12 protein-coding genes are annotated in these 17784 nt (G+C 56.0%); 9 read left to right on the top strand and 3 right to left on the bottom strand.

All coding sequences use genetic code 11. The features are described from left to right. Positions 1–14 precede the first annotated feature (14 nt). Positions 15–4616 (top strand): beta strand repeat-containing protein, encoded by a 4602-nt coding sequence (locus AB4Y89_RS00945; RefSeq protein ID WP_442299037.1) that lies wholly within the window; start codon positions 15–17, stop codon positions 4614–4616. A gap of 48 nt (positions 4617–4664) precedes the next feature. Here the strand turns inward: AB4Y89_RS00945 and AB4Y89_RS00940 are convergent, their stop codons facing one another. Together AB4Y89_RS00940 and AB4Y89_RS00935 are read right to left on the bottom strand one after the other, a co-directional pair. Further along, complete coding sequence (locus AB4Y89_RS00940) at positions 4665–6005, bottom strand: sugar transferase (protein WP_442299036.1); 1341 nt, start codon at positions 6003–6005, stop codon at positions 4665–4667. Position 6006: 1 nt separating this feature from the next. After that, positions 6007–7155 (bottom strand): DegT/DnrJ/EryC1/StrS family aminotransferase, encoded by a 1149-nt coding sequence (locus AB4Y89_RS00935; RefSeq protein ID WP_442299035.1) that lies wholly within the window; start codon positions 7153–7155, stop codon positions 6007–6009. 370 nt (positions 7156–7525) lie between these two features. Here AB4Y89_RS00935 and AB4Y89_RS00930 point away from each other — a divergent pair, with 370 nt between their 5' ends. From AB4Y89_RS00930 to AB4Y89_RS00905, 6 genes are all read left to right on the top strand, one after another. Next, complete coding sequence (locus tag AB4Y89_RS00930; protein ID WP_442299034.1) at positions 7526–8494, top strand: NAD-dependent epimerase/dehydratase family protein; 969 nt, start codon at positions 7526–7528, stop codon at positions 8492–8494. A 59-nt stretch (positions 8495–8553) separates the two neighbouring features. Further along, a complete protein-coding gene (gene glmS / locus AB4Y89_RS00925; protein WP_442299033.1) occupies positions 8554–10443 on the top strand; it encodes a glutamine--fructose-6-phosphate transaminase (isomerizing) in 1890 nt (629 codons plus the stop codon). Between the two features lie 441 nt (positions 10444–10884). Beyond that, positions 10885–11535, top strand: coding sequence for a phosphoribosyltransferase (locus AB4Y89_RS00920; RefSeq protein WP_442299032.1), 651 nt, complete (start codon positions 10885–10887; stop codon positions 11533–11535). A 225-nt stretch (positions 11536–11760) separates the two neighbouring features. After that, positions 11761–12204 carry a CBS domain-containing protein gene (locus tag AB4Y89_RS00915; RefSeq protein WP_442299031.1) on the top strand — a complete coding sequence of 148 codons (444 nt, stop codon included), beginning with the start codon at positions 11761–11763 and terminating at the stop codon, positions 12202–12204. Between the two features lie 157 nt (positions 12205–12361). After that, positions 12362–13285: a universal stress protein gene (locus tag AB4Y89_RS00910; protein ID WP_442299030.1), complete on the top strand. Its 924-nt coding sequence runs from the start codon at positions 12362–12364 to the stop codon at positions 13283–13285. 277 nt (positions 13286–13562) lie between these two features. Beyond that, a complete protein-coding gene (locus AB4Y89_RS00905; protein ID WP_442299335.1) occupies positions 13563–14105 on the top strand; it encodes a winged helix-turn-helix domain-containing protein in 543 nt (180 codons plus the stop codon). 247 nt (positions 14106–14352) lie between these two features. On the opposite strand, the gene AB4Y89_RS00900 is transcribed toward AB4Y89_RS00905, so the two are convergent. Beyond that, positions 14353–14487: a hypothetical protein gene (locus AB4Y89_RS00900; protein ID WP_442299029.1), complete on the bottom strand. Its 135-nt coding sequence runs from the start codon at positions 14485–14487 to the stop codon at positions 14353–14355. Positions 14488–14697: 210 nt separating this feature from the next. Between AB4Y89_RS00900 and AB4Y89_RS00895 the strand changes: the two genes are divergently transcribed. Continuing rightward, complete coding sequence (locus AB4Y89_RS00895; protein ID WP_442299028.1) at positions 14698–17121, top strand: ABC transporter permease; 2424 nt, start codon at positions 14698–14700, stop codon at positions 17119–17121. Positions 17122–17270: 149 nt separating this feature from the next. Then, positions 17271–17756, top strand: coding sequence for a hypothetical protein (locus AB4Y89_RS00890; RefSeq protein ID WP_442299027.1), 486 nt, complete (start codon positions 17271–17273; stop codon positions 17754–17756). Positions 17757–17784 lie beyond the last annotated feature (28 nt).

Genomic DNA, 17784 nt, shown 5'->3' with positions numbered 1-17784 from the left:
AGGGAGACGAGCGCGTGCTCAAGGAAATTTCTGTTTGCTTCAAAGGAACTACTCAACATCGAACCGCATCTTGCGCCCGTTCTTTCGGGTTTCCTCTACTCCTCTTCAGTCTGACGCTGCTCCTCCTGGGCACCAACGGGTGCGGTTGGGGGGGATCCAAGGTCAACGCAGCTTCAAATACATCAACGATTACGCTGAACGCCGGTCAATCAATCCAGATTCCCGCAACAACTACGTCAAACATCTCCTGGGCCGTCAATGGAACGGGATGCTCCGATGGAAGTTGCGGCACCGTTACCCCGGGATCTGGATACATCAATTACACCGCGCCGCAGGCGGTATCATCCCAGCTCCATACAACCATCAATGCCACTCTTGCCACGGTAAGCGACGCTGGGTCCATCGCAGTTACCGTTAATCCGGCGCTGACGGTGACGGCGAATCTGGATTCAGCCACAGTTGGCTCTTCCTACTCGGGTTCGCTGACAACTTCGGGAGGATCGAATCCAGTTCAATCATCGATCTCCTCTGGCAGTCTTCCGGAGGGCCTCTCCTTTGACCCGTCCACCAGCAAAATCGCAGGCACCCCCACCGCTGCCGGCACATATACGTTCACGTTCAAAACGACCGACGCCAGTAACGCGCAGACGAACGTTATTACCCCAAAAACGATCCGCGTCGGCTCGACAGTATCTCCGATTACCATTACGTCCCGTTTTCTTCCACACGGTACGGTAGGCGCAGAGTATTCGACTCAGCTTTCCGCCTCCGGCGGCTCTTCCCCGTATAGCTGGGCTGCCTCACCAGGCTCGCTTCCAACCGGTCTCACACTCGCTTCCACAGGCAGCATCAGTGGAGTGCCTGCCAATGCGGGCACCTCCGAGGTTACAGTGACTGTCACGGATGCCACGGGGGCATCGACATCCACTCCCCTTACACTTACCGTTGCTGCGTCAACGTCAACGCTGACTGTCACAACGACATCATTGCCATCTGGCGCTGTCGGTACTGCCTACACTGCGGCAATCGGCGCCGCGGGAGGGGTATCTCCTTATGCCTGCGCAGTTACATCCGGCAGCTTGCCCAGCGGCTTGTCGCTCTCGGGTTGCGCTATCAACGGAACCCCTACTGCTGCCGCCAACTCTTCGCTGGTGTTCTCAGTCACTGATGCGGCCGGCACATCCGCTTCCAGCAAGAGCCTGGCGTTCACCATTGCGGACGCAGCCACGTTGGACATTACCTCCCCGGCCTCAGGAACCGTCGGTGTCAGCTACTCTGCATCCATCGGCGTCTCAGGTGGAAAGGGTCCATACACCTGCAATATGACCGACGGTACTCTGCCCAACGGCATCCTTCTGAACAATTGCACGCTTCAGGGCACTCCGACGACGGCTGGTGTCTACACACTTGGTATCAGCGCAACGGATTCCTCCAAACCCACGGCTCAGGGGAAGAAGAAGATCTCCGTTGTTGTCCAGGGTTCCACAACACAACTGACAATTACTTCGCCATCTTCAGCCACCGTCGGCCAGGCATACAACGGCACGATCGGCATCACCGGCGGAACCTCTCCTTATGCCTGCTCGATTGTCAGCGGAACTCTTCCTTCGGGTTTGAGCATCAGCAACTGCACAATCACAGGAACCCCGTCGGTCGCAGGCAGCACGAGCCTCGTCGTAAAAGCGACGGATTCCAACAATCCTACGGACTCGGCAACCTCATCGATCACGCTGACCGTCATCGCTGCACCAGCAACACTGACAATTTCTTCGCCGCCATCGGGCACCGTTGGAGCACTGTATAACGGCGCTATTGGGGTTGCAGGTGGAACGGCACCTTACTCCTGCGCACCGGCGAGTGGAACGATTCCCAATGGATTGACGCTGACCGGTTGCTCACTGACCGGAACACCCACCACTGCTGGGAACTCGACCTTCTCAATCAAGGCAATCGATTCCAGCAGTCCGGCCAACGCTACAACTGGACCGGTCACACTCAATATCGCCGCCGCTCCAGTAACGTTGGCCCTTACCGCGCCATCCTCTGGAAATGTTGGTGTCGCTTACAGCGGAACCATCGGTGTCTCGGGGGGCACAGCTCCGTATACCTGCTCACTGGCTGGCGGAAGCATGCCCTCCGGACTTACGCTCAACAACTGCACCATCGGCGGAACACCGATTGTGGCTGGATCCTATAGCCTGTCCATCAAGGCAACAGACTCCGCTTCACCGGCAAACACGACGACGGCAACGGTGCCCCTGAACATCATCGGCGCAGCGTCTGTCACGCTTACTATCAGCTCGCCCGTCTCCGCCACGGTGGGTACTGCTTATACCGGTGCGATTGGTGTCTTCGGCGGGTCCGCACCGTACACCTGCTCGCTTGTAAGCGGATCGGTACCAGGGCTCACGCTCAGCGGCTGCTCTCTCACCGGAACGCCGACTACCGCTGGAACTTATTCGCTCTCCGTCAAGGCAACCGACTCCAGCAGCCCCGCAACCTCGACGACCAGCTCTGTCTCCGTCGCCGTAAAGGCTGCTGCTGCTTCCTTGGCGATTACATCTCCCTCTGCGACTGCCACGGTCGGGACTGCTTACACCGGCGCGATCGGTATCTCCGGTGGTACAGCACCGTATACCTGCTCGCTCGTGAGCGGCTCGGCTCCAGGGCTGACACTTAGTGGCTGCTCCCTCACCGGAACGCCGACCACTGCGGGAACCTACTCGTTCTCCGTCAAGGCCACGGACTCCGGCAACCCTGCAAACTCGACGACCGGCTCTGTCTCGGTTACCGTGAAAGCCGCCGCCGCTGCTACATTGACGCTCACCTCGCCGACGACAGCGACGGTGGGTTCCGCCTACAACGGCACAATCGGTGTCTCCGGAGGAATCGCACCGTATACCTGCACCCTGAGCGGCGGGACAGTTCCTGCAGGTCTCACCCTGACTAACTGCTCGCTCTCTGGCACGCCAACAACTGCGGGCGCCTCCGCACTCACCATCAAAGCCACGGATTCCAGCTCTCCCACTGCATCCACCACGGGCACGGTGGTCGTGACGGTCAATGCCGCTCCTTCCTCGGGATCGTCGGGAGGAGGACCGCACATCAATTACACCGATCTGAACGTTGGCAGCGGCACCGGTGGAGACAACGGAAACGGCGTCTATGTCCGCATCTTCGGCAGCAACTTTGGCTCGACTCAGGGCAGCAGTACCGTCGCCCTCGGCGGACAGTTGATCACGAACTGCAGCCTCTGCTCGTGGAGCGATACGACCATCATTGCGCAACTCGGTAGTGCGGCGACGACCGGCAATATTGTCGTCACTGTAAATGGCGCGGCCTCGAATGGCGTCCCCTTCACGGTCACGCAGACAGATATTGTCTTCGTCTCTCCGAATGGGGCCGATACCAACACAGGCAGCTTCACCTCGCCCTTCAAGTCGTGGCGTGCAGCCTTCAACTCTGTCACTTCGTCCGACTCGATGACCCCGGTACGTAATACGGTCATCTATCTGCTTCCGGGTACGGATGTCAGCTTCGATGACGGCCGCGGGTACAAGTCGGCGATCTCGACGGATATTGGCGGCTCCTCTCCGACCAGCCAGCTTTCGATCGTGGGTTATCCCGGCGGAACGGTGAACGTGGGCAGCTCTTCCATTACGTATGGCGTTCACGGATGGGGTAAGTACGTCACCATCGCGAACCTCAATATCGTAGGCCAAAGCTCGGCAATCGGTGCTGAAGCTGGAAATGCCCGCATCATCAATAACAGCCTCTCCTGCCCCGCACCGCCCTCGGGCCTGAGCGGCACGGCATGTCTCCTTGGAGAAACCACTGACCCATCCGAAACCTGGACTGTCCACGGCAACAATGTGCACGACACCGGTGGCAACGTCGACAAGACCTATCACGCCGTCTACTTCTCGAGTAACGTCAATCATGCCGACGTGGGCTGGAATAATGTCGGCCAGAACTTCAAGGGATACTGCCGCGGCATTATGTTCCACGCCACCCTCGGCAGCAACCAGTACGATCTGCATATTCACGACAATGTTGTGACCAACTCTTATTGCGACGGCATTGCACTTGCTTCCGTGAATCCGTCACAGGGAACGGTCGAAATCTATAACAATGTTGTGGCACATGTTGCGCTTGCTTCCAATCCGTATGGAGTTGCCAATGAAGCCGGCATCGCCATCAACACTGACCCTGCTGCAGGTTCAAGCAGCGGTAACGTTGAGGTCTATAACAACACCGTTGTCGATGCAGGAGCTTACTCGACCGGAAACCAGAACGGTTGCTTTGGTGTTGTGAGCGGCGGAGCCGGACTACACATGACGAACAATATCTGTTCACAGCCATCCAGTTCGCAGCCCTATGTCGAAGGTGGATCGACGAATGTCAGCGGCTCCCATAACCTGTGGTACGGTGCAGGCGCCGCTCCATCCTGGGATTCATCGCCGATAGGCTCGAACCCGCTCTTCCTCTCAACCAGCAACTTCGCGCTGCAGTCACAGTCGCCCGCCAAGTCGACTGGAACTACAAGCACAACCTCCACCATCGACATCGTAGGCGCCTCTCGAGGCTCTGCGCCGTCGATGGGAGCCTACCAATAAAATCCTCTCTGCACCGGGGGGCGCGAAGTCTGCGCTCCCCGTTTTCTTTTAGACAGCGCCCCGCCCCACCAGGACCACTTTCACCGTCTCCAGCGCAATTGCACAATCGAGCCACAATGAAAGATGTTTTACATAAAACAAGTCATACTCAAGCTTGCGTTTTGATTCTTCTATCGTGGAACCGTAGTGGTACCGCACTTGCGCCCAGCCGGTCAGTCCAGGAGGAACCGAGTGGCGGTGTTTGTAGAACGGCACATGCTGCTCGAGTACTTCACATAGATGAGGCTGCTCAGGTCTTGGCCCAATCAGGCTCATCTCGCCGCGCAATACATTGACGAGCTGCGGCAACTCATCAATACGATATTTCCTCAGATGCTTCCCAAGCCGCGTAATGCGGTGTGTCTCATTCCCCGCCCATCCGGTCTTCTGGACCGATGTGACCGGTGACATCGTTCTGAACTTCAGAATGCTGAACGGCTTTCCAAAAAGCCCGATCCGCTGCTGCCGGTAAAATACGGGACCGTCCTGCTGCAGATAAACCACCAATGCAACGATAAGAACGACCGGACTCGTAACAACCAACAGCATTCCGGCAACCAGAAAGTCGAAGATCCGTTTCGCAAACCGCTTCCCTATCCGATTGCTATAGCGGTCAGAGAAGATACATTGTTCCGCACTCAAATGATCGACGCGGACTCTTCCAGTCGCCTTCTCAAAGAAGGCTTGAGCGTCCTCGATCTCCATACCGGCCATCTTGCAACTCAGCAAGGTTTCCAGGTTGTCGTCAGACTGCGCCTTCACGTTCGTCACGATGATACGTTCGAAGCCTTCGCCTGCCCTCTTCCCCCCTTGAAGCACCTTGGTCAGCATGGCAGGCGGTGTAATTTCGGCGACTTCCATATTCCATTCCGGACTTGAAAGCACAATTGCCTGTAACTCCGCGGCCTCATCACCGGCCCCAACAACAAGGACTCGCTGCCGGTTGCTAGGCAGAGCCAGTCTTCTCGAAACCAGCGTCACAAGCGCAAGAAAGCCGGCGAACAGCAACACCTTTGACAGCACGGGAGTCAGCCAGGGAAGAAGGAATACTCCCGCTGCCAGCAGCAGGAACAAGAGAGCAAAGGCACGCAGAACCTGCACAATCGTAGTTCTGGGAATTCGAACTGTTTGCAGGTTATAGAGGTCGTGATAGTAGAAGATAACCTGACAGACAATCCCTACCAGCATCAGCCGCAGCAGGCCAAGCAGAACCGAACCGATGGGCTTGCTGCTCGATCCCGCGACCAGCGGCAGGATAAAGAGCAGCGGCGCCACAATCACCAGAACAACAAAGTCCAATGAGAGGAGCAGCGCCGCCCTCGGAGGCAATGCTTTTCCGCAAATCTTCATATCAGCTCACCCGTGCCAGGATCACCTTGGTCCGCATCTCGGGTTTTGCCATGACCTGCTTCAACGCTTCACCGACGTAGTGGATCTCTTCAGGAAGCAGGTGGGGATAGATCGGTAATGAGAGCACCTCCCCGGCGGCCCTCTCCGCCTCTGGCAAACGGCCTTTTTTATATCCTAGGTGTTCGTACATGGGCTGCAGGTGCAGCGGAATGGGGTAATGAACCGCAGTTTCCACCCCTAACTGGCGTAGCTCGGTCTGCACCGCGTCACGATTCGGGACCCGGATCGTATATTGATGAAACACGTGCGTCCGTCCCGCGACGGTCTCCGGAAGGACGACTTCATCGATATTCCGTAACACATGGTGATAGAGAGCGGCGCGTTCACGCCGTTGTTCGTTCCATCGATTGAGATGTGGGAGCTTGACCCGCAGGATCGCCGCCTGAATCTCATCGAGGCGGCTGTTCCACCCAAGAAATTCACTCTTATATTTCTTCGCGCTGCCGTGAGCACGCGCCATTCGCAGATATGCGGCTTGTTCGGCGCTCTTGGTCACGATCATGCCGCCGTCTCCGTAAGCGCCGAGATTCTTACTGGGGAAGAAGGACAGACATCCGAAATCGCCAAACGAGCAGACCGCATCTCCGGCATATTTGGCGCCGAGTGCTTGCGCCGTGTCCCCAATAAAGACAAGATTGTGCGCACGCGCAAACTTCGCAATCTCGAAGATATCTGCCGCCTGTCCATAGAGGTGCACGGCAATAATCGCTTTTGTCGCCGGACCTACCAGTGCTTCAAGCCCCTTCACGTCCATGGTGTAGGTAACTGGATCAATGTCGGCAAAGACTGGTGTCGCTCCCAGCAAACTCACAGTATCCGCCGTGGCAACAAAGGTAAAAGCCGGAACAATGACCTCGTCTCCGGGGCCAACTCCGGCGGCCTTCATGGCCAGAAGCAGTGCATCGGTTCCCGAGGCGACACCCACGGCGTGCCCCACCTGGCAATAGCTCGCCACCTCCGACTCAAGAGCGGCAACCTCAGGTCCGAGGATGAAATGTTGCTTTTCCAGCACGTTTTCAATCGCGCTGTCGATCTCTTCGCGAAGCGAGGCATATTGGCGCTCGAGATTAAGCATTTGAATCTTCTGCATTGACTCTTTCCTCCCCGTGGATCCGTCGGCCCTATGAGGCGCAGGTCACCGTCATCCGGCTTCTCTGCACGCTGGAAGCCAGAACCTGAGCTTGCTTCAAAGTGGCGACTATGCGCGGATTACGGGCAGGAAACGGGGATTTGCAGGGGCCTGCAAGCTCCCGCTGCGATGCAACGGTTTGCACACTTTTACAAAAGTGCTGCCCGTGGATTATTCGCTTAGCGGGTGTCGCAAGTCCTTTCGCTCTCTACGCATCCGTACGCCAGTTGCGGAAATTGTGAACCTGAAGGGCCGTCGTTGGACCGGCCCGCGATGGTCTTTGAAATGCACCAACCATCGCGATTCTCAGAATGGCCTAGGAGTGGGCAGGATGGCACGTTATCTCATCACTGGTGTAGCAGGGTTTATCGGATCTTCCCTCGCGCATGAACTTTTACAACAAGGGCACGAGGTGATCGGCGTAGATAACCTTACCGCCGGTGACGTTCATAATCTTGATGGCATCATTCGGGACCTCGATTTCCGCGTCATGGATGTAAACGAGACCAGCCGCCTGCGCGAGTGCTGCCGGGGTGTAGACTTTGTTCTTCACCAGGCAGCACTCGCATCCGTTCCGCGCTCTGTCCGCGACCCTCTCTCGACGCATGTTGCCAATGTCGATGGAACCCTGAGCGTCCTCATGGCCGCACGGGATGCAGGCGTTTCCCGAGTGGTTTATGCCGCATCGTCCTCCGCATACGGCAATAAGTCGTCGCAGCCGAAACATGAAGAGATGTTGCCGGATCCTCTCTCTCCGTATGCGGCACAGAAACTTGCAGGCGAGTACTACGTCCGTAGCTTCTGGCATGTCTATGGGCTGGAGGGCGTGTGCCTGCGCTACTTCAACGTCTTTGGCCCCAGGCAGAGTTCTGATTCTCCCTACTCCGGCGTTATCGCGAAGTTTGCATCTGAGATGCTCAAAGGCGAATCTCCATTGATCTTTGGTGACGGCAATCAGAGCCGGGATTTCACCTTCATCGACAATGTGGTCTCTGCGAATCTCCTGGCCTGCACTACTCCTGCCGCTGAGGTCTCCGGGAAAGTCTTCAACATCGGTACGGGCCAGAGTCATACCCTTAACCAGACGTACGATCTTCTGGCCCACTTCCTCTGCTTCAAGAAGAGAGCGCTCTATACGGCGCCAAGGCTCGGCGACGTTCAGCACTCTGAAGCTGATCTCAGTCTTTCGAAACGCACGCTCAAGTACGCCCCCGTTAGCAACTTCAAAGACGGTATCGCAAAAACGGTGCAATGGTTCCTTGAGCGGGAAGCACTTACCATCACCAAACACACAGCCTAACGCCGCCGGGAGTGCGGCCCATCTACATAAGATCACGGGATCTTGAGTAAGGAGACCTCATGTGTGGAATCGTCGGATACGTCGGCCCGAAACCTGTTGTCCCTGTCATTATTGAAGGTCTGCGCCGCCTTGAATACCGAGGATATGACTCGGCCGGCATCGCACTTGCCGATGGTGCTGGCGATCTGTCTGTCTATCGTGCACCCGGTAAGCTTCGCAATTTGGAGGCTCTGGTTGCCGGTATGTCGCTAACCGGCAGCTATGGCCTGGGACACACACGATGGGCCACACACGGCCGCCCCACAGAAGAGAACGCACATCCTCACCGTGACTGCTCCGGCTCCCTCGTTGTTGTCCACAACGGAATCGTGGAGAACTACCTCACCCTCAAGCGGGATCTGCAGGACAAGGAGCATGTCTTCGTTACAGAGACCGATACAGAGATCATTGCTCATCTGATCGAACAGGAGTTCTTCGACGCGGATGATGCGCCGGGCTCTGCGGCGCCTCTGCCCCTGGAAGAAGCAGTTCGCCGTGCGGTGCGAAAGTTGAAAGGCGCCTTCGCTATCGGTGTACTCTCTGCGCATGATCCCGGCAAACTGGTCGCAGCCCGAAGCGGCCCGCCGGCTGTAATCGGTTTCGGAGACGGCGAATACTTTCTCGCTTCCGACATACCGGGCATTCTTCACCATACACGCAACATTGCCTTCCTCCAGGATGGCGATGTCGCCGTGCTGACACCTGCCGGCGTGCAGTTCAGCGACTTCGAAGGCAATGCTCTCTCGCGGCCGCCGCAATATGTTGCGTGGGATGCAACCCAGGCTGAGAAGGAAGGCTACCCGCACTTCATGCTCAAGGAGATCTATGAGCAGCCCCGCGCGGTCCGTGACACGATCAGAGGCCGCCTCTCATTGGCCACGGGCCTAGTCAGCCTGCCTGATCTGAAGCTGTCAGAAGAAGAACTTCTCAAGGTACAACGTGTTGTCATCGCATCCTGCGGCACAAGCTGGCATGCGGGCCTGGTGGCGAAGTTCATGATCGAACGCCTTGCGCGTCTTCCCGTTGAGGTCGACTACGCAAGCGAGTTTCGCTATCGCACACCGATTTTAGGAAAGACTGATCTGGGAATCCTCGTCAGCCAATCCGGAGAGACTGCAGATACACTCGCCGCGCAGGCTGAGATGATCGCACACACAATGCCCACGCTCGCGGTCTGCAATGTTATCGGATCCGCCATTCCCCGCAGAGCCCTGGGATCAATCTCCACCAACGCCGGTCCGGAGATAGGCGTTGCCAGTACAAAGGCTTTTACGGCACAACTGACAGCTCTGTTTCTGTTTTCGGTTTACCTTGCACAGATCCGCAAGACGCTGAGCGGCGAGGAATGCAGCCGCCTTCTCTCGGCGCTGGGGGAGTTGCCCAACCAGGTTGATGCGGTTCTGCGCACCGCTGCCCCTGTCTGCAAACAGCTTGCGAAGGCGTTCTACCGTGCAGAGGATTCTCTCTTCCTTGGCCGTGGGATCCACTACCCCATTGCCTTGGAAGGAGCATTGAAGTTGAAAGAGATCAGTTATATCCACGCTGAGGGATATCCGTCGGGCGAGATGAAGCATGGCCCCAACGCACTGATCGACGAAACCCTGCCGGTGGTTTGTATTGCGACAAAAGATCCAAATGATCCCGAAAGTGTACTCAAGTACGAAAAGACCCTCAGCAATATCCAGGAAGTGACAGCGCGCAATGGGCGCGTTATTGCCGTCGCATGTGAAAACGATCAGGAGATCTCCCGGCTCGTCGAGCACGTCATCTTCATTCCATCGACCGTGGAAGCCTTATTGCCCATCCTCGAAGTTGTTCCGCTGCAATTATTCGCCTATTACATCGCTGTAGAGCGCGGATGTGATGTCGACCAACCCCGCAACCTCGCAAAGAGCGTCACTGTGGAATAAACAGGAGATCCCAAAAGACGGGATCTGCATTCCAGCGTCATGCGGATCTGGTTCTATGGAAAATCCGAAGCGTAGTATTGACCCCTCCCATGTTGAAGGAATGTCCAGCGATTTGGTTGACCAGCTCCCGGAAACCCTACATCACACCCCCAGGAAAATGCTCTAAGGCGGAACCGAGACCACCAGGGAAAACCAGCCAGTTGTGACTGGCGTCACTTTCCTTTGTGTCTGAATCGCGGATACTTACAGGTAGCCCTAATCCGGAGAACCTCCCCTCCAGAAGGGGGCCGTCAATGCAGACGCTCATTCTCATCCTGGTCACAGTTCTTGGCGCTCTTTTCATCATCGTAGGAACAGGCGGCGCCCTGCTCACTCATTTAAGAAGGAAGAAGAAGAGGAGTGCTCACTCGACTTCCACAGCGACCTGAGCGAGGAGAGGCAATGAAGTTCAAAGACCGTACCGATGCCGGTATGCGGCTGGCGCAGCTTCTCGAAAAGTTCGCAAATCGGCCGGACACCGTTGTTCTCGGAATCCCACGCGGGGGCGTTCCGGTCGCATCTCATGTAGCCCATGCATTACACCTCCCTCTCGATACCTTTCTTGCCCGTAAGCTCGGAGTTCCAGGTCACGAAGAGTATGCATTTGGCGCCGTCTCAGTAGGCGAGGGATGCCATTTTGACCATTCTGTGATGCGCAGTGCAGGAATCACCTCCGAAAAGGTGGAGGAGATCACCCGCGCGGCCAAGATTGCATTAGCCGAACGTGCCCAACTCTATCGGCATGCAAGACCCCCTCTCCCTCTACAGGGAAAGACAGTCATCCTCGTCGATGACGGAATTGCGACTGGGTCGAGCATCCTGGCGGCGGTGCGGTCGCTTCGTTCCATGAACGTTGCGCATCTGGTAGTCGCGGTTCCCGTCGCCCCGCAATCTACCCGTGCATGGCTTTCCAGCGAGGTTGACGAACTGTTTGTTGTAAGTGAACCTACTGACTTTTATGCAGTGGGCCAATTCTACGAGGATTTTGGACAGACCACCGATCAGGAAGTAGTCGCACTTCTCGATCAAAATCCGATGCGCATGGCTTCATGAAATGCGGAAAGGTGGAGACTTGTCCGTCGGTCGCTGGAACGGTGACCCGTATCACATCCACGCGGCGCGTCTCAGGACGAATATGAATACCACGAAAGAAAGATGGTCATGGCTAGAACGTGAAGAACCGTAGCAAACTGCCTGACGCGCCTCAGGCAGTTGCACAGATTCGCCAATTGTTCTGTAGAAATCATAGGGCCTGACATGCGGGAGGGACTATCTGATATGAACATCACAGTAAAGGATGCAATGAGTAAGTCTGTCGTGGCATGTGTTTCGACGGAATCGTGCCAACGCGCGGCCGAACTTATGCGAAGGCACCAGGTGGGCGCTATTCCGGTTGTCAGCGATAAAAACAGCCGGCATCTCATCGGGATTGTCACCGATCGCGATCTCGCCATGAAACTAGTTGCAATGGGGCGGAATGCGGCTGTCCCTGTTTTCAATGTAATGACGATGAACCCCATCACTTGCCGGGCCAACGATCCCCTCGACGTCTGCGAAGAAAAGATGCGTCTGCATCGCGTTCGCCGCGTCCCTGTCGTCGACGAGCTCGGGTCCTGCATCGGCATAGTGTCTCAAGCAGATGTTGCCTTGCACGATGATGCGCAGCACCTGCAATCGACCGTTTCAACCATCTCAAGGCCTGATCCCCTTTTGGCTGCCTGACCTCGAAAAAGAGGGCGCAACCGGTAGCTCCATGCGCCCTTACTCTCGTTCAGCCTGCATGGACCTTGTCCAATCGGCCCCTCCTGATGTGACCTCAATCACTGCAGCATCCCCTCGACTGCGGTAGTGTGACGTCGCGTTCTCCGGAGGGCCGGCAATGACCATCTCAAGATCTCAAAAACCGTCCGGCAATCATCTGACAGCTTCGCCAATCTCCTTCGAGAGAATCCTCGTTGGAACCGATTTTTCTGAGCCAGCGCAGCTGGCATTCGATATCGCATTGGAGTTCGCGGAACAGTTCGGATCTCATCTCTCCATTGCCCATGCCATCTCACTGATGCTGCCCAGCATGGCCTCGGCCGGCATTGTTCCGGAGGCGGTCGACGCTCTTGTCCAGTCAGCGAAAGAGGAGCTCGACAAGGCTATCTGGTCGCATCGGAAAAACGTGGCGCCGATCGAAAAAGTCGTTGCGTTCGGTGGTGCGGAAGAGGTGCTTCTGGGAGCTGTCCGAGAGAAAGAGATCGACCTTCTCGTACTTGGGACCCATGCCTCGTTGGGAATAGCTCGCATCGCACTCGGATCGGTGGCCGAAAGCGTCATGAGGCACGTTCCTTGCCCTGTGCTTATAGCAGGACCCAGGTGTCAGCGAATATCCAATTTATTTCGCTCAATCCTCTTTGCGACCGACCTGACTACAACCGGCACACGCGCCGCCACATACGCAGTAGCGCTGGCCGAGCAGTTCCAATCGATGCTCACGATGTTTCACGCCATGGAGAAGAAGGAGTCTGTAGCAGGCGGCCGCCGCGAAGAATGTGAGACCGCAAGCAGGCTGCAACTCGAGTTTCTACTGCCGGAAGCCGCAGACTTGTGGTGCCGTCCTCACATGGAGCTCGCGTATGGCGACCCGGCGGAAGAGATCTTGGCCATGGAAAACAATTGCGATGCGACCCTTATTGTTACCGGGACCGGCCATCATCTGGCCCTGGCAGACCACTCTCCGCGTAGCACGCTCAGTAAGGTCTTACATGTGGCGAAATGTCCAGTCCTCGCTGTACCCGATATTTCCGCGCGCGGATAGGCTTTCTGCCCTTCCCCGGGACTCTGCTCAAGGTTTTGCTCGCGTCAAATTGCGCCAGTATTCCATTCACTATTAGTCCATAAGTTATTCCCTGAGCTAGGGCTTATGACCCTTATAGAGATAGAAGCCATTAGACACCAGAATGCAGCCATAGCTTTCGTTGACTAAGCTCGAATTTACCTTTTTGGAGAAATTTCCTGCCAGGAAGGATCTTTCCAGTGTGTATTACATCCCCCTAACAAGCCGGGTTGCATTGAATTACTGTTCAGAGCGATCGATGCCCGGCGAAAACAGCACAAAAATGTCTTTTACAGTAGGTACGTGTTATGATCTCTTTCGCGTTACAAAGGAACCTGAAAGATCACTTCGACCTCCGCGGAGAAGGCCCGTGAGAAGTGTTTATATTTTCGGTGACTACATTTTCGAGACCGCTCCCGATACCCTATCCCGCGGAGTGCAGATTATTCCTGCGCCCTCTAAGCAACTCAGCCTGCTTCGCGTCCTGCTCCAGGGAGAAGGTAATGCGGTAAAGAAAGAAACCCTGCTGCGCGAAGCTTGGCCTTGCTCCGACGTGGAAGACCATACCCTTGTCCAAACGATCTATCTTCTCAGGCTAACGTTAGGTAAGATGCCCGACGGAAGAGAATACGTTGAAACGGTCCCCCGCTATGGCTACCGGATCGCCGCAAGCATTTCCCAGCAGGGCCTGGCTTCTCCGGAAAGTAACCCGTGGAAGCGCCCATCGCGGGGGTCGGGATTCGTCCATTCTCTAGGCCAGATCTGGCGGAGATTCAATTCTTCCTCCCGAGCTGCGTTGTAATCGGTTTCAGCCACCTTTCGCAGGCTGAGTTCTTGACATGTATCCGACAGAGCAGGGCCTTCACTAACTCCCCCGGGAGAGGTGTTTGATCCAGCGATCCAACGGAAGCTGTAACTCGTCGAGCAGATCTCTGTCGTCCCGGACCGGATAGCTCCACGCGGAACCGTGAGGTCCAGCGGCGCAAGCAGCATGTTCTTTCCAATACGCTTACTCAACTGACGGGATTCAATTGCCGGCGCAACGACCGTCATCCATGGGCCTCTTCATGCTGTGACAAGCGCTGCCAGTGTTTCTCAATAGCTGCGGTGACCTCATCTACATCGATCAAGAGCCGTTTGGCTTCTACCACCAACTCTTCAATCTGCCGATTTAACAGCTCCATCCAGCTCACTTGAGCTGGAGTGAGGAAGCTCTTCGCCACGACGGTGCCAATGCCAGGTGAGACTCCAGGAGTCCGTTGGTTAGCTAACAGGCTGGATCGGCGCTTTTGTGTAGGTTGACCGGCATCAATGGCCCGGAGATAATTATTTTCTTCTCTGCATCAATAGATCTTGGGCAGGAACCGCTCGAGACGAAATCGAGAGGTTTTACGATGTCGAGTTTCCTCCGTAACCTGCTCTACTCGCTCCGCAGCTTTGCGAAGAATCCTGGCCTGACGCTCACAATCCTGCTGACCCTCGCTCTCGGCATTGGTGCGAACACGGCGATATTCACCATTGACTATGCGACGCTGTTGGCTCCTCTTCCGTATCGAGAACCCGATCAATTGGTCGTCGTCTGGTCGAAAATTCAAGGCTTCCACAACGGAATCTCCGCAGGAGACTTTGCCGATTGGAGGCGGGAAAATTCAACGCTTCGGGACCTCCATGCCTTTACTGGAAGCTCCTTCAATATCGCGAGCAAAGAACAGCCTGAAAACATCGATGGAAGACAGGTGACAACTGGGTTTTACACCATGTTCGGACGACCTTTCTTTCTTGGTCGAGACTTCCTGGCGGAAGAAGGCGTCGATGGCAAAAACCACGTAGTGATTCTTACCCACAAGCTTTGGATGCATCTTGGCGAGAATCGCAAGATTATTGGTCAGTCCATGCGAATCGATGGCCAGCCATATACCGTTGTGGGCGTGCTGTCGCCGGGCGTCGATGACCGCGGTAATGACCAGCTCGCAGTGCCTCTCGTCTTCAAACCGGAGCAACTCAATCATGACTTCCATTGGCTTCTCTCGATAGGCCGCCTGAAGCCGGGAGTGACGGTCCAACAAGCGCAAAAGGACATGGATTCCGTTGCCCTCCATATTGCTCAGGACAACCCGAAGAGCAATAAGGGCTGGGGAGTCTTTGTCGAACCTCTCAAAAATGACTTCCTTCCAAGCGAACGCAAGCAGACGCTCTGGCTCCTGCTCGGAGCCGTCGCCTTCATTCTGCTGATTGCCTGCGTGAACGTCGCCAACTTGCTGCTGGCACGCGGTCTTGCGCGACAGAAAGAACTGGCCGTGCGAGCGGCGCTCGGCGCCAGCCGTCGAACAATCTTTGAGCAGCTCATCACCGAAAGCCTGCTTTTGGCGATAACCGGCGGTCTGCTTGGTGTCGGGATTGGTTATGCGTTGCTTCGCGGTCTCATCGCGATCATGCCGGAAGGAACTCTGCCGAATGAGGCTGATCTCACGCTTAATCTGCCCGTCCTTCTCTTCACGCTTATTGCCACAACTCTGGCCGGGTTCCTATTCGGAAGCGCTCCTGCCTGGTATGCCTCCCGCGTCGATCCAGGCGAAACGCTCAAAGAAGGCAACCGCACAGGAGTCGGTAGCGGCCGACATCGCTTGAGGCAGAGTCTTGTCATCGGAGAATTTGCGTTGGCACTAGCGCTGTTGGCCGGGGCAGGTCTCGCGATTCATAGCTTTCTCAATCTCCTGCGCGTCGACCTTGGTCTTCGCACCGATCATGTTCTGACATTTTTCCTTCCCGTTCCCGACTCCCGACCGAAAGACCCAGAGAAGATCGTTGCCTACTATAGACAGATCCTTGACCGGGTCAGCGCTGTCCCTGGGGTCACTTCGACCTCCGCCATGACGGGTCTCCCTCTCTTCGGCGCGGGATTCGGAATGCCATTCACCATCGTCGGACAGCCGGCATTCAATGATCCCTCCATGAGGCCGAATACGGGATTTGGGATGGTGACACCCGATTTCTTCAAAACCTTCGGTATCCAAATTGTGAAGGGTCGCGGTTTCACGGATCAGGACACGGCTTCGAGCGTAAAGGTGGCGGTCGTCAATGAGGAGTTCGTAAAAAAGTACTTCAAAGGCAGTGATCCGCTGAGGCAGCGGGTCTCGGTAGAACAACTAATCCCCGGCGTCACCAAGCTTGGGCCACCTGTTGAATGGCAGATCATCGGCGTTTATCACACCGTTCGCAGCGGTGGCTTTCGCCAGGATAGGCCAGAGATGGAGATCCCCTTCTGGCAGATACCCTGGTCGACCGCGGGTATCGGTGTTCGAACGATCAATGATCCCGCCACCATGACCAAAAGCATCGCTGCTGCCATACACTCTGTCGACCCGGAAATCGCCTTGGCGCAGCCCCGATCAATGGAAGAGGTCCGGGATCTGGTTCTTTCAAACGATCGCTTTACACTCATTCTCTTCGTCTGCTTCGCTGCGGTAGCTCTAGTGCTTGCTGCAATCGGAGTCTATGGAGTCATGTCATTCTCTGTGGCGCAACGCACACATGAGGTTGCTCTTCGGATGGCTCTTGGAGCAGATCGAAGCCGGGTCGTAACCCTGATCGTCCGAGAAGGCCTTATTCTCGCGGGGATCGGACTGTCATTGGGTCTCATCGGAGCCTACTTCGTTGGCAGGGGCATGCAGAAGACGCTGTATGGAATTGGTCGCATGGATATCTCAGCATTTGCATCCGTCTCGCTCGTTCTGCTCGTTGCTGCCTTGATTGCATGCCTCATCCCAGCGTGGCGCGCAGCCTCAGTTGAGCCGATGCAGGCACTTCGTTCCGAGTGAGTTCAATCCATTGATATCGTTTTGACGGGATTGGACGTCGGTCGTGACACATCACCCGTCGGAAGGGACCCTCGTCCCCATACGAATTTTTCCTGCGATCGCTATCATCAAAGCTGAACCTTCAGATTCACCGTACGAGAGGACCACTGATGTCAGTTTCTGCAAATCGTATTTGGCGACAATTGCCGGAAGAGATCCGAGTCGCTGCCTGTAAACTTTTTTGGGCTGAGTCAAAAGGCGTTGAGAAGCAGTTCCTCTTCGCATCTCTCGCAAGAGCAAAAAACATGCGTGAGATCACGGTCCGCAAAACTCCGATTGAGAGGCTGGCCAACTGGACGGCGGCAACCCTGTCACTTCCAGACCAGGTCGTGGATGATCTGCTGAAGAAGTATCTACTCCACGAGCATCGTGCCGTGATTATCAGGTTTCTTGAATTACTCAAGATTCCCCATGTCGACGGCATGATCGAGGAGTCGTTTGACCTCGCAACCCTCACAAATGAGCAGGTGCAAGGGGCTGCTCAGAACTTGCTCGGATCCGCAGATCGGATGGGCACAGTGCTTTATCTGAAATATCTCGTGCTTCAAGGTGGCCCCTGGGCAGGGATTGAAGAAGTTCTACCAGTCGGAGAATAGAGACCCGGGGGGCCAACGCTCCGCTCCA

This window comes from Terriglobus sp. 2YAB30_2 (genome assembly GCF_052114765.1).
GTDB lineage: Bacteria > Acidobacteriota > Terriglobia > Terriglobales > Acidobacteriaceae > Terriglobus.
This window is presented reverse-complemented; position numbering and strand designations above follow the sequence as displayed.